The organism is Endozoicomonas sp., assembly GCF_965196975.1.
Taxonomy (GTDB): Bacteria; Pseudomonadota; Gammaproteobacteria; order Pseudomonadales; family Endozoicomonadaceae; genus Endozoicomonas.
Genome location: NZ_OZ239981.1, coordinates 3243236 through 3256552, shown reverse-complemented (window position 1 = coordinate 3256552; position 13317 = coordinate 3243236). Strand labels below are relative to the sequence as shown.

The 13317-nt window shown below is 45.6% G+C and carries 13 protein-coding genes; 7 read left to right on the top strand and 6 right to left on the bottom strand.

All coding sequences use genetic code 11. The features are described 5' to 3' along the window. Positions 1 to 10 precede the first annotated feature (10 nt). The 4 genes from hmgA to cpdA form a co-directional block, all read right to left on the bottom strand. Complete coding sequence (gene hmgA, locus ACOCLE_RS14695; RefSeq protein ID WP_419533100.1) at positions 11 to 1309, bottom strand: homogentisate 1,2-dioxygenase; 1299 nt, start codon at positions 1307 to 1309, stop codon at positions 11 to 13. A 695-nt stretch (positions 1310 to 2004) separates the two neighbouring features. Continuing rightward, positions 2005 to 2895: an IS982 family transposase gene (locus ACOCLE_RS14690; protein ID WP_419533099.1), complete on the bottom strand. Its 891-nt coding sequence runs from the start codon at positions 2893 to 2895 to the stop codon at positions 2005 to 2007. A 238-nt stretch (positions 2896 to 3133) separates the two neighbouring features. Next, the gene (locus ACOCLE_RS14685; protein WP_419533098.1) at positions 3134 to 3358 is read right to left on the bottom strand and encodes a hypothetical protein; all 225 of its coding nucleotides are present in this window, start codon (positions 3356 to 3358) and stop codon (positions 3134 to 3136) included. A gap of 244 nt (positions 3359 to 3602) precedes the next feature. Then, complete coding sequence (gene cpdA, locus ACOCLE_RS14680) at positions 3603 to 4391, bottom strand: 3',5'-cyclic-AMP phosphodiesterase (RefSeq protein WP_419533097.1); 789 nt, start codon at positions 4389 to 4391, stop codon at positions 3603 to 3605. A 613-nt stretch (positions 4392 to 5004) separates the two neighbouring features. On the opposite strand from cpdA, the gene tnpC reads away from it, so the two are divergent. From tnpC to ACOCLE_RS14655, 5 genes are all read left to right on the top strand, one after another. Then, complete coding sequence (gene tnpC, locus ACOCLE_RS14675; protein ID WP_419533096.1) at positions 5005 to 6510, top strand: IS66 family transposase; 1506 nt, start codon at positions 5005 to 5007, stop codon at positions 6508 to 6510. 9 nt (positions 6511 to 6519) lie between these two features. Next, entirely contained in the window at positions 6520 to 6735 is a 216-nt protein-coding gene (locus ACOCLE_RS14670) for a DUF397 domain-containing protein (RefSeq protein WP_419533095.1), read from the top strand. Positions 6736 to 6913: 178 nt separating this feature from the next. Next, on the top strand, positions 6914 to 7429 hold the full coding sequence (locus ACOCLE_RS14665; protein ID WP_419533094.1) for an N-acetyltransferase family protein: 516 nt from the start codon (positions 6914 to 6916) through the stop codon (positions 7427 to 7429). Between the two features lie 803 nt (positions 7430 to 8232). Further along, positions 8233 to 8736: a hypothetical protein gene (locus ACOCLE_RS14660; RefSeq protein WP_419533093.1), complete on the top strand. Its 504-nt coding sequence runs from the start codon at positions 8233 to 8235 to the stop codon at positions 8734 to 8736. A 59-nt stretch (positions 8737 to 8795) separates the two neighbouring features. Next, a complete protein-coding gene (locus ACOCLE_RS14655) occupies positions 8796 to 9407 on the top strand; it encodes a hypothetical protein (protein WP_419533092.1) in 612 nt (203 codons plus the stop codon). Positions 9408 to 9529: 122 nt separating this feature from the next. Here ACOCLE_RS14655 and ACOCLE_RS14650 read toward each other — a convergent pair whose 3' ends face one another. Continuing rightward, positions 9530 to 9907 (bottom strand): DUF1249 domain-containing protein, encoded by a 378-nt coding sequence (locus tag ACOCLE_RS14650; RefSeq protein ID WP_419537213.1) that lies wholly within the window; start codon positions 9905 to 9907, stop codon positions 9530 to 9532. A 297-nt stretch (positions 9908 to 10204) separates the two neighbouring features. On the opposite strand from ACOCLE_RS14650, the gene ACOCLE_RS14645 reads away from it, so the two are divergent. Beyond that, positions 10205 to 11605, top strand: coding sequence for a TolC family outer membrane protein (locus ACOCLE_RS14645; RefSeq protein ID WP_419533091.1), 1401 nt, complete (start codon positions 10205 to 10207; stop codon positions 11603 to 11605). A 127-nt stretch (positions 11606 to 11732) separates the two neighbouring features. Continuing rightward, on the top strand, positions 11733 to 12029 hold the full coding sequence (locus ACOCLE_RS14640) for a hypothetical protein (protein ID WP_419533090.1): 297 nt from the start codon (positions 11733 to 11735) through the stop codon (positions 12027 to 12029). On the opposite strand, the gene waaA is transcribed toward ACOCLE_RS14640, so the two are convergent. Continuing rightward, positions 12026 to 13312, bottom strand: coding sequence for a lipid IV(A) 3-deoxy-D-manno-octulosonic acid transferase (gene waaA / locus ACOCLE_RS14635; RefSeq protein ID WP_419533089.1), 1287 nt, complete (start codon positions 13310 to 13312; stop codon positions 12026 to 12028). The genes ACOCLE_RS14640 and waaA overlap by 4 nt on opposite strands. Between the last annotated feature and the right edge of the window lie 5 nt (positions 13313 to 13317).

The following is a 13317-nucleotide window of genomic DNA, read 5'->3' as shown; positions in this document are numbered from 1 at the left end:
TTCTGTGCTCTTATCGGTTGAAGTGTTTCTTGAGTCCTTTCCAGCAATCAATATAGTCGGTTTGGCGGGCATTACTTTCCAGCGCAAACCGGGTTGGTGCAAAGACAAAGCGGGACTCAAACATAAAGGCCATAGTGTCTTTGTATCGCACAGGCTCAAGCTCTGCTGAGCTGGCTTTTTCAAACACTTCGGCTTCAGGGCCGTGAGGACTCATGCAGTTATGGAGACTGGCACCACCAGGAACAAACCCTTTTTCCTTGGCATCGTAAACACCATGAATCAGCCCCATAAATTCACTCATGACATTTCTGTGATACCAGGGAGGACGGAATGTGTTCTCAGCCACCATCCAACGTGGAGGGAAGATAACAAAGTCGATATTGGCCACCCCGGGGGTATCACTCTGAGAGGTCAATACGGTGAAGATGGATGGGTCGGGATGGTCGAAGCTGACGGTGTTGATAACATTGAAGCGGGACAGATCATATTTATAGGGGGCTGAAGTGCCCACCCAGGCAACAACATCCAGGGGAGAATGATCCAGGTTGGAGCTGAAGAGGTTTCCTCCAAACTTTGCCACCAGTTCAAACTCACCATCGATATCTTCAAAGCTGGCGACTGGGTAATGGAAGTCCCGATCATTAGCATAACCATTGGCTCCAACTGGTCCGCGTTCGGGAAGAATAAATGGCGCACCGTAATTTTCACAGATATAGCCTCTGGCCTTACCTTCTGGAAGTTGAATCTGAAACTTGATGCCCCTGGGAATGACCAGAATTTCACCGGGAGGTACATGCAGGTTGCCCAGCTCTGTTCGTGCCAGGATAGCCCCCTGCTGAGGGACTATCAATAACTCACCATCGGCGTTATAGAAGAAGCGATCGGTCATATCCTGATTGGCCAGATATATGTGAACGGCTGAACCTGTCTGAGTGTGCAGGTTGCCGTTGGCTGCCATGGTGACAAGACCATCAACAAAATCGGTTTCTTTTTCAGGAAACTCAAGGGCATCCCAGCGCATCATATCCGGAGGGGCTGGTACCTCGGTAACAGGACCTGAGCGAAGCCGGTCGGATGCTATTGGCTCATACCTGCCCTGGGCCGCTGAAGGCCGAATCCGGTACATCCAGGTTCTTCTGTTCTGATGTCGTGGTGCTGTGAATGCGGTAGTGGAGAACTGCTCTGCATAGAGCCCCATGGGCGCACGTTGCGGGTTGAATTGCCCGATGGGGAGGGCACCCTCTAGAGCTTCGGTTTCATGTTCGTTACCAAAACCATGGAGGTATTGGAGTTCGGAAGGTGTTGTCATTCGTCATTACCCCATAATCGTAAAATCGATTTCTGATCAGCAAAGAACACTTCTGGCAGTTAGGCCGTAATAGAGTATGAAACACATGGACAGGGCTTCATTGAAATAGCCGCACTAAAATTGGCTGTAACAGTAAAGTCATAATGTCTGTGTGCTTCTACAACAACCTCTGACGATTCCTGACACTGGTTTTATTGTTGTTATGCCTTATTTATGAACTATTTCTACCGGCTATGTCCAATGGCATGGCTACTGCTGTAGGGGGCAGTTAACTTTCAGGTCATGCTTATGACCAATAACTGCAGGGCAATAACAATTAGTGAGTACCGTGTGAGAATCGCTTAAAGCCACTTCATTAAGTGACCAATTGCAATGAGAGTGTAGCTGGTATTTTATGTTCAACAGCGTTGAGGTGGACTTCTTATTAATACGCGATGTGCGACTTTGTCTGAAACTATCTCAAATTACTAGCCCGGATATTTCATAAACTGCCCCGAATCTCGGGCAGGACTTTGTCGCCCTAAGGGATTTTGTGAGGGAGTGCCGTACCGGGGAGTACGGTCGACCGAGCAAAACTCCCTTAGGGCGGCAAAGGACAAGCGAGAACGGGAGCACGTTTATGAAATATCCGGGCTAGCATGATGGTAAGTCCAAGTTGTATCTTCAAAATCACGCAATTATTTGCTTTCCGTTTTTTAATCTTCGGAAATAAGGTTCTCAAACTGTATTGCAGGACGACCAGCAATTATATTCAGATAAGAACCAATATTATGTGCCAGTAACTTCCGAGCGATACGTGATGTCATATGCCATCTATCTCGACAATGGCACTTTTCTATTTCAAAGCGCTCTGTCAATTGACCTATCACTGTTTCTATTCTCCGTCGTACCCGTAATACCAGCTTTACAAACGACTTCGGACGTTCATCTTGCATGTTTTTTCTCAGTGGCGTCTGAAGATCAATACCTAATTCCTGACAATCAGCTTTAAACTCAGGCCTTATATAGCCCTTATCGCCAAGCAAGAGGCCAGAAATGGTCTCGAGCATGTCATAGGCTGCATCACGCTCATCTACGTTCGCTGCGGTCAGAGTAAAACCCACAGGAATCCCTCGTGCTTCAACCAGCAAATGCCCCTGAAAGCCATAGAACTTCTTGTCCTTGGAAGCGCAGTAACCATAACCAGCCTCAGCTTTAAAGATACGGCTCTGTGGTGCACGGGTTCTGACGACAACATCAATCGGAAAACCATCGATTAAATGGATATCTGCATTATCTGCATGCATCATCTGGACTATACGAATTTGCAGTCGTTGTTTCACATGCCATAAGTTGGCGGCCTGTTTGACAAATGCCGAGCGTGAAGGAATGTCAGGAAACAGGTGTCGCCAGTGTCGGGTAAAATACTTCCAAATCTCAGTGTCCTTATGATGCCCAAGCCATTCACCGACAACTTCCATGGTGATCGCTTCACTATCAGTGAGCTTTGGTGGAAACCCTCGAAGTCGCAGTGGTACAGGAAAAAGCTCTTTTACCAAATCGTCGATCAAGCAGTAGACTGTAGTGATAAACTCTTCAACGGGCATGACTGAAACCTTCTTTGCTTTCTACTGCTTTTAATAGCAGAAAGCAGGATCAGTCATGTCTCCTTATGCAAACCTAAAAGTCGCACATGGCGTTATTAATGGTTATTGATATTGGCTTGCCATCTGTAAGCAGAATTGCCCGCAGCTCTATGTCCATAGAGTTAGTATGGACTTTCTGACGGTTTCATAAATAAAAAATGCCACCGTGTTGAGTGGCATTTTTAGGTGCTTGGATGACTCAGATTCGGGGTTTGTAGTCTGAATTATCTAAATCTTCATAAGCATCTAGTTCTTGATATCGTTCTGATATACTTTTCCTCAGCTTGCTTTTGTCAAAGTAATCTTCGATTCCCTCACGTATGGCTGATGAATTTAACCCCTTGTGCCTTGCTTTCCGTGCCTTTGCCTTTCTATGTTCATGATTGCTGTTCCAGAAAGCATCGTCCCAATCATCCTGCTGCATGGACCTTATCCTGGTCATAACTACATCCTTATGTTTACTGCTCCTAATAATAAATCTAGGAAAGGATACGAGCTTATTTAATAAAAAATAGTTATATAATGATAAACGCTTAATTCTGAAAGGTTTATTAGAGCGTATAGCTCTGGTTAGGATGCAATAATTTAGGTGCTTAACAGGCCGTTTTATAAAGAAAAACTGACCATACAGTTTACGAAAAAACGGATAAATGGTTGTTTATAGCTTATCAGTAACCGCTTGATTTCAGATCGACTTTCATTGGTTCTTCACCAACTCTTACAACTCGGGTCTCTATCTGGCCGTCTGGGAGCAGGTCAAGCACGCGAAAGCCTGGTTGCTTTGTATCAGCCTGAAAATCATCGGACCCTGGAGCAAACTGAACGCAGGTTGAAGGAGTGGCCATTACGGGAATATTGCAAAAATCATACTTTTTGGCCTGATGAACATGACCATGGATCATACCCTTAACATTCGTGTGTTGGGAGATGACCTGAGCAAGATCTTCGGGATTTTTCAGCATGATGTTGTCCATCCATTGGCTATTGATGGGAGCCGGGTGGTGGTGAATAGCCAGAAGCGTATGCTTTTCTGGGGCCTGCTTCAGGTAGGTATCCAGCAGATCAAGCTCAGTTTGACTGAGATAGCCGAATACCTCACCCTCGACCTGAGTGTTCAACATCAAAATCTGCCAGCTTTCCAGGGTAACCCGTTTTTGCATAGCTGAAGGGTTAATGGCTTCCATCAAATCGGGTTGATCATGGTTACCGCATAGCCAGTATTGAGGAGCATCCAGCTTTGATAACTTGGCTTCCAGATGACGGTATGATGTTTCACTGTCATCCTGGGTCAGGTCCCCCGTTACCAGAAGGCATGCTATTTCCTGATAGTCATTCATTATCTTTGCAAGTACCTCATCCAGCGTTTCAGAGGTATTTATCCCCATCAACGTTGAGGTGGGATCAGCAAACAGGTGAGGATCCGTAATCTGCAAGACTCGAATTCTGGAGGTATTCATAGTCAGTTATAATCGATGTTATCGTTATCCAGCTTGGACACAGGTTTATTAGTTAGCATACTGCCGGTAATCTCCCGTCAACCGGGATCATGAATGTTACTTTCTCAAGCTGCCGGTTTACGGCAACAGCTTTTTGTAAGGCTCAATTGCAGCGGTGTCATGATAGCCTGCAAAACCCAGATTGGAAATGGAGTAATGTCAGTTTTGGGAAGTAGAGACGCATTTTTTAACCCTTGATGATTTGAGTGTCTTACACTGGCTCAGCAAGTGATTTTCTGTATTTCGACTTCGTCTGTTTTAATCAGCAAAAATGCTCTGTTCGAATATTTGGTGGCAGGTATTTACATTGTTGCGTCTGTATATACGACAACTAATGTTTTTACAGCTCGCTTTCTTTAATTTTACCATCCTTTAACACAAACGTACGATGGTTCTTCTAATCTTATTGTTGCTTGGAGGAGAAACAGGCTGAAATAAAAAACGGAAAGGAAGTTGGTTTCGTTTTTACAGGAGATAAAACAATGGTAACTATTCAGCACCCTTCATATAAATCTGGAATTTTCTGATTTTTCGACCATCATCTTATACTCAATTTTTCTAACAAATCTCCAGTATGGAACCAGACTTCCCAGCTACTCCGTTTACCGAAGCTCTCCTTAAAGAGAATGAAGAGCTTCGGACCGAGAATGCGCTTTTACGGGAACGTTGCAGCGAACTGGAAGAAAGGGTTAATAAAAACAGTCAAAACAGTAGTAAGCCACCATCGTCAGATGGTTATCAAAAGCCCAGTAAAAAAGGGAGTGATAAAGGTGATACATCTTCCAAAGAAGCCCCCTGCTCCTCACAGGAAACACCGAACCCCAAAAGCCCTAGACCATCTTCAGGCAATAAACCAGGTGGCCAGAAAGGTCATCAAGGCTCTTGTTTGAGACGTGTCGCCTTACCCGATTATGTCAGGCATCTGAAGGTTGAAAAATGTTGCTGTTGCCAGTCTTCGCTTATCGATATTAAACCCACCAAATACATTGAGCGACAGGTTTTTGATCCAGGTAGACCCGGAGAATTTGAAGTTACCGCGTACTGGGCAGACGTTAAAGTATGTCCTTGTGGTAAACGGAACACCGCTGAGTTTCCCCAAGGAGTGAAAGCCGCTGCTCAATACGGAGAAGTGACTCAGGCAATGGCTGTTCATTTAAACCAGTATCACTTCATCCCATATCACCGGGTGTCTGAGTATTTCAATACTATTTATTGCATGAGTGTCAGCGCAGGCTCTGTTGCCAATTTTGTTGCCTATACCCATGAGAACCTGGCCTCTACTGAGCAGAGTATCCGCGATGCTTTACAAGAAAGTCCGGTTGCAGGAGCGGATGAAACTGGCATGCGGGTTGACGGTTCACTGTGGTGGTTACACATTATGCGAGATGACCAATGGACGCTTTACTACCTCTCAGAAAGGCGAGGTTGTGAAGCAATGGATGCAATGGGCATCCTGCTGACTTTTGCAGGCATTCTGGTTCACGATCATTGGAAGTCCTACTTTGCCTATGCGGCAGTGCATGTGCTTTGTAATGCCCATCATCTGAGAGAGCTTCAGGGAGTTGTCGATAGGGATGCGAATAAGCTGGCTCTGCGGCTGATGAAATTGCTTACGCTCTCCTGGCACTTCTGCAAGAAATACAAAGCAGCCGGTCTGACTCAAATGCCTGGTGCAATACAGCTTCGCATTGAGACGATATACGACCAAATCCTTCAAAGGGCTCTCACGAAGGAAACCGCTTATATGGAAAAACAACGACAGGTGCTTGGACGTAAGAAGGTCAGGAATACCAAGGCCTACAACCTGTTCAAAAGGCTTATTGAGTTTAAGGTTGAAACGTTGCGCTTCATGTCGGACTTTTCAATTCCCTTCGATAACAATGGCAGTGAACGTGATGCCAGGATGGCCAAACTTAAGCAGAAGATCTCAGGCTGCTTCAGAAGCGAAGACGGAGGTACCATGTTTACCCGAATCCGAAGCTATTTATCATCTGCTAAAAAGCAGGGGTTGAACATATTTCAGGCGCTTCTTAAAGCGGTTCGAAATTACAACAATACGCCTTTGCTGGGTGCTGAATAGTTACAAACAATGAATAAGTACCTAGCCAATGACAGTCATTTTATCAGAGCGTGTGGTGGCGGTACCGTTGGTTATTGTGTAGCTGTCGCCATTGACAGGGAAGAAGGTTTGGTTGGCGTGCGTGATACTAAAGATAATCACAAGCATACGCTGGTATTTAACAATGAAGAGTGGCAACGCTTTATCGCAGCTGTGAAAGCCGGTGAATTTGATGTCCAGCAGTAGTTAGTATTGATAAATACAGTGAAAGGTAATGTGGATAAAAGATTACTTCTGGCTTTGAATCGCTTTTGATGATATGTGTCATTAATGGTTTGAATGGCATATATCATCAGTCTTATTGGCCAACAGCTGAAATCAGCGTGGAACCATGAGGCACTCTCCTAGACATATGGAGGTTCATATGAATACTGTCCAGCCACTGGAACCTATCCAGAAAGTGATGATCCGGCCAATTTCTGAAGAGGATTTTCCGGCATTTCTTGCATTGTCTACCGTCATGCATAAAGAGTCTGAATACCGACATCTGTCATTCAGTGAGAAGCGGGTACATGCGTTTTTTCGCAAACATTTGACTGAGCCTGATTTTGCCGGCTGGGTTGTAGAAGTGAATGGCAGTCTGGTTGCCGGTTTCCTCGCCCAGTATAGCTATATCAGCCAGTTTTCAGATGATCGTGTAGCCTTTGAAAATGGTTTTTTTGTCCATCCTGACTACCGGTGTCAGGGCATCGCTGAGCAATTGTTTAATAGGTATGAAGCGTGGGCTCAGAATAAAAACTGTCGTTACACATATTGCTCAGTAACGACCGAAGTGGAAGATAAAAAGACAGTCGCACGGATAGAAAAAATGGGTTACAAACCGTGCGGCACATTACTCAAAAAAGCGTTTTTAGATGAATGCGCTTCTTTTTGTCGTTAACGTAGGTTACCAACTGGTTAAAAAAGGCGAAGCATCAGGGATGCTGTGATTCCTTTGTAGTAGAAGCGGATGTGCATTTTCCTGATAATTTGAGTCTGCATCAGGGGGGCTGCCGTAAAATAACCGAGATATCAGGAATTGTGGCCTTTGAGCTTGGTGATACCATCCTGCGTCAATAGAATTTTCTATTGAATGAGCTGGTCAATCGATACCATGCGGTTCGCAGGCTTTCACACACTTCAGCCAAAAGCGAACAACGTCAGGCGTCTAAAGCCAGACAGATAGAAGACGCTTGCGTGGCATATTTTAAACACTGAAAATATATCCGGATAAAATGTCAGACAACTTTTTCTTTATAGGATAAACGGAGTTTAAAGACAGTCACCCGAGTACCGGGAAGTGGATTAGCTGCTTTTGAACGGAGTCTAGCCTTCGCAGTTGTCAGTAATAACCTTCAACGTCTGGGTAAACATTACTCGTGCGGGACAGGGATAAGCCACATATCCAGAAAAGAACAGCATGAATAGAGAAATCTCCGAATTACGAACTGATATCAACTCCGATGAGAGTAGCAATTATCTGGAAATTGCCGTTTCAACAGAAAATCAGTTTCTGAATTCAAGAAACCGAGTAAAAGCAAAATATAAATGAGTCTTACATGCTCAATGAGTTTATGGCTGTCGCTTTGGAGGGGGGGGCAGACACTATTTTCATATCAATCGGAACTTTTTGATAGCTATCAGGTCGGATACTTACACACAAGAAATGTATTTATATCCAAACCTTAAGTAACGGACTACATTATGCAAGCCATTCATTCTCATAGGCCTAGTGTTCCAATGCAGGAGCCAAGTCGGCCTGAAAATACTTCATTGTCATCGCCAAGCCTTACTGAGTCTGGTCTTGCTCCAGCTCAGCAGGAAAAAGCATTAACTGAATACAAAGTTGCCATAACCAGTGCTGTCCCAAGCCTGAAAGACACCAGTCAAATACCCGATCTGATGCCTGAAGATGACATCGTATCGATGCCTTCTCTGTCTTTTACCAACGGTAAAGAATATCAACTGGTCGAGCCCATTCCTGATCAAGTATGGTGTGAGTTTAAAACCGAGTTGGCAAGCAGAGCAGAAAAAACTAAATGTACTTTGTCGAACTTTGATGACAAAGAAAGGGCATTCACAATAAAGTTGGAAAAACAATTAGATTTTGGAGAGTGGGGGGCTACCTATTCAGGTTTGGTAAAAAAAGGGCAAACCATAGAAGATCCAAATCGAGCCGTATTTGATTTTTTTTCGATGAGGATTTGAATGAAGATAGTTCACCATTTGAGTTGTACATGAGTACTAATCGGTTGATTCCCAGACTGGTGAGTAATATCACGCCTGAGGAAGATGAAGATCATGTAAGAATAAAAATATATGCATGTCCTCTTATGGAAACCCCCTACTGTGACGGTGAGATAAACAAAATCCCACCGAAGACTATCGATAAATCAGCCAAATGGCATTATCTGCATTACCCACAGGCTGCCTTCTGTGAAAGCACCAATCATCTAATTGTAACCCGTGGCATTATTACCTGTTACGCTTTGGCACTGCAGGATATGAAAACAAAACAAACGTTTTTTATTCATAATTTATTTTTCGGATTCAGCCACGAAAACATGTCAAAAACTCTTGAAAAATGTAGGGCGAAGGGCATGGACAATTTGCAGGTTTCAATCATAGGAGGGCATGGGTATGCTTTTTATTTAGATGGAAGCCTTATTGAATTATGTCAGTTTCTCAGGAAACACAATATCCCGGTAAAACAATTCCATGTCGGACATTATGGTGATCGCCCTGAAGATATAGTGCTTGACACTTCGAGCTTCACCATACATGAAGTAGATATAACAAGTGAGTGTCAACCTTTAGAATGGGATACAGAAGAAGACAGTAAGAACGAGTCAGGATATAAGCTATATCATTGCAAATGAGATCAGCGCGATTTCTGGTGACACTGTCTATATAGTGCCTGTCCAAATACCTTTGAGGCTGAGATAAACGGTTACAGTGCTATTTTTAATAGTGAACCCGCAGTCGGGATGACAACTGCTTATCATGTTTTTTCTGTATACGTTCGACAGGCAGGCATTGCATAATCAAGCCATTGAGCCAGAAACTGGTTATGCTGCTCTTTTTCATCCGGCTGATGCATTTTACTATTGGGGTAATCGTATCGTGGTTGGATTATGTGGCTTGTTTTTCGAGAGACAATTTCAGCCATATCAACGTCGTGATAAAGACGTACTTCAGCTTGTGGCATTTTGAATAACTGCCCCCAGTCAGCTTCCATTTGCACCTTTAGCAAGGTGGTAAATGGAGACCGCTCCAGGACGTCAATAGTCAACCATTCCATACCATTGTTCAGACTGTTCCTATGCTTAACCGGGAGGCGAAAGTGTTCCTGCTCTGATAACTCTGGCAGCAGGCGCATAATGCGTAAGTAGTTTCTTTCACAAACCTGCTGCAGGCGTATCAGGTTGACCTGGTAGTTTGGCTTTAGAGAATTTCTTTTCATAGTATCTATTATAGCGTCCTCCTCCCTTCAGCCTAAAGAAGCAATATCCATAGAGGAATTCGTCATACTACTGCATTTTTTGCGTAAATTAGTGTAGATTTCCTTGATCTGAGTTTGATACAGCGATTTTATCCCCCACCAGGGACCAGTCTGTAGGCCTTACAATGAGAAGTGCAATGACCGACTGGCGAACTTTCCAAGGATCACAAAATTATGTCACGTAATAGTCGTAGAGGGTTTCTGCTTGCTGCCCTGGCGGGTGCCGTGTTGAATGTACAGGCTGCGCCAACTCAGTACAACCTGCTGGATGTCTACAATATGGCGCTGGAGAATGATGCTCAGCTGGCGGCTGCACAGGCATCCATGAAGGCGACTCAGGAGACAGTTAACCAGAGCCGGGCTACATTGCTTCCAACACTTGGGCTATCTGCTAATACGCAATACAACAAAGCGGCCCGTGACTACGTTAGCGGTGGGGATCAGGAAGATAACTATAACTCCCACGGTTGGGGTGCGACCTTGACGCAGCCTCTTTTCAATATGAACAGCTGGTTTAACTATGAGCAGGCCAGGTCCGTGGGTGATCAGGCCTCTGCAGTATTTGCCAATGCCCAGCAACAGTTAATTCTGCGTGTGGCAGAGTCCTACTTCAATGTGCTCCGGTCTGAAGATAGTCTGATGACTGCCAAAGCTCAGGAAAGGGCATTGAAACAGCAGCTGGATCAGGCTCGTGAGCGTTACAATGTCGGCTTGATTGCAGAAACCGATGTACTCGATGCTCGTGCAGCTTATGACAACGCCCGTGTTGCCCGTATCCAGGCTCAGAACCAGGTTTCAGTGAGTTATGAAGGTTTGCGTACCATCGTTAATCAGGACGTAACCGATATTGCCCAGCTGGAAAAAGCAATGCCGGTGGTTGCTCCGACACCAAACAGTCCTGAAGAGTGGGTGAGCACTGCTCTGGCCAACAATCTGGGATTAAAGGCCGCCCGTGAAGGCCTGCAGGCATCCGAATCCAAAGTGAAAGCCAGTAAGTCTGGTCATGCACCAACGGTGAATGCGTTTGCCAGCTATAACTATAGCTCCAGCAATTCAGCGACTGCCAGGGTGCCAGCTAATAATGGTCTGACTTATTCTGGTGATGGTAACCAGACGGTTGTTGGTGTTCAGTTTGATCTGCCGATTTTCTCTGGCGGAGCAACCACATCTGTGACCCGTCAGGCGGGCTACCAACTGGAAGAAGCTCAGAAAAATTACGACCAGCAGCTTCGTGACACCAACGCCAGTACTCGTAACCTGCTGAGAACCGCTACCTCTGATGTAGACCGTGTTCATGCCAGCTGTCAGGTGATCATCTCTTCTGAAAGCGCATTGAAAGCGACTCAAAGTGGCTATGAGGTGGGTACCCGTAACATAACGGATGTTCTGGACTCTCAGCAGCAACTCTATTCTTCCATCAGTAACTACCTGAACACCCGTTATGACTTTATCGTCAATACGCTGAAGCTCAAACAGGCTGCGGGGACTCTCAGCCCAGCAGACCTGGAAGAGCTGAACCAGTGGATGACGGATGCCAGTGACGAACTCTCTGTACCGGACGAGTGCCGTGGTTAATTACTGATAGTATTACTGTTTTTTGAAAAACGGCTCCTTAGGGAGCCGTTTTTGTATGGCATGGCAAATTCTGTAGAACGAGCGTTGTCGATGAATTCATTCTTCTATACTGAATAAATACCCGTTTATGGAAGATGACGTCATGGATGAGCATATCAAGAACTGTGAAGCCCGTATGAAAACCTTTGTAGATGATGGCTGCTCGTTAGCTGAAGCTTTTCTGAAAACTTTTGCCCATGAGGACCTGGAGGAGCAGCAAAGGGTTATGAACCGGATTCTTGGAAAATTGTCCATTCAGGGGCTTCAATCCGGCAGTGATTACTACTTTGTGGATGGTAGTCGCCTGAATATTGATCCCGCAGTTGACTCCATGCTGGCAACCAAGTCATCCAGCACGGATATCAGGCCAAGACCCTCTGTCTAACTATGCTTCATAAACTGGCTGATCAGTGAGAGTACTCTATCAAGTGCTCCACGATTAGCGTTGACGAATTCACCTGCCTGTCTGCTCATCTTGAGATACTCACCTTGATCCTGGATCAATCGAGTCGCTTCCTTGGCCAGTTCTTTGCTGTCATCCACAATTTTCAAGCCTCCTGCCTGAACAAGTGATTCACTGATCTCTTCAAAATTAAACACATGAGGCCCGGACAAAACCGGCAGGCTTAATGCGGCTGGTTCCAGCATATTATGGCCACCAGTTGCTACCAGGCTGCCACCCACAAAGGCTATGTCAGATGCGGCAAACAGCTTCATCATTTCACCCATGGTGTCCCCGAGAATCACTCGAGTCTCATCAGAGGGCTGGGTTCCCTGACTGTGACGTACCACTGGGAGCTGGTTGTCCTGAATCAGCTGATGAACACTGTCAAACCGCTCAGGGTGTCTGGGGACTAACAGCAAGCGAACTTCAGGTGACTCTGTCAGAATGGTTTTGAACGCATCAAGAACTTGCTGGTCTTCACCTTCATGGGTGCTGGCGGCTACCAGAATACGAATATCACTGCCCATACCCTGCTGCCATTTATGCCTAAGCTCCTTGCCCGCTGTGATAACTTCTGGAGAGACGTCAAGGTCAAATTTGACACTGCCGGTAACGTTGAGTTGCTGTTTGGGCAGGCCAAGCTCCAGAAATCGTCGGCCGGTTTCATTGTTCTGGGCAGCGACCATGTCGATCTGCTCCAGCATCGGGCGGGTAAGAAAAGCAAAACGTCCATAGCCTCTGGCAGAGCGCTCGGAAAGTCGAGCATTGACAATCAGCACTGGAATAGAACGTTTGTGGCAGGCTGCGATTGTGTTGGGCCACAGCTCTGTATCAATGACGATAGCCATGACCGGCTTTACCTTGTCCAGAAATCGCCTGACAGCGGCTGGAAGATCATAGCTGGCATAGACATGGTCCACACTCTCTCCATGAATCTTTCGTACCTGAGCTGAGCCAGTGGGTGTCATGGTGGTAATTAAAATGCGATGGGCTGGGTAGTGCTTCTGCAGTTGCTTTACCAGCGGGCCACTGGCAATCGTTTCCCCCATGGATACCGAGTGCACCCAGATAATGGGTTTATCTGTGGCGGGAAGGCTGAAGAAGCCGAACCGTTCTGCCTTTCTTTGCCAGTACTCTGGCGCCTTTTTGGAGCGCAGGTAAAGGCGAACCATTACCAGAGGGGAGATCAGGTATAACAGCAACGAATAGAAGAAACGACTCATGCACC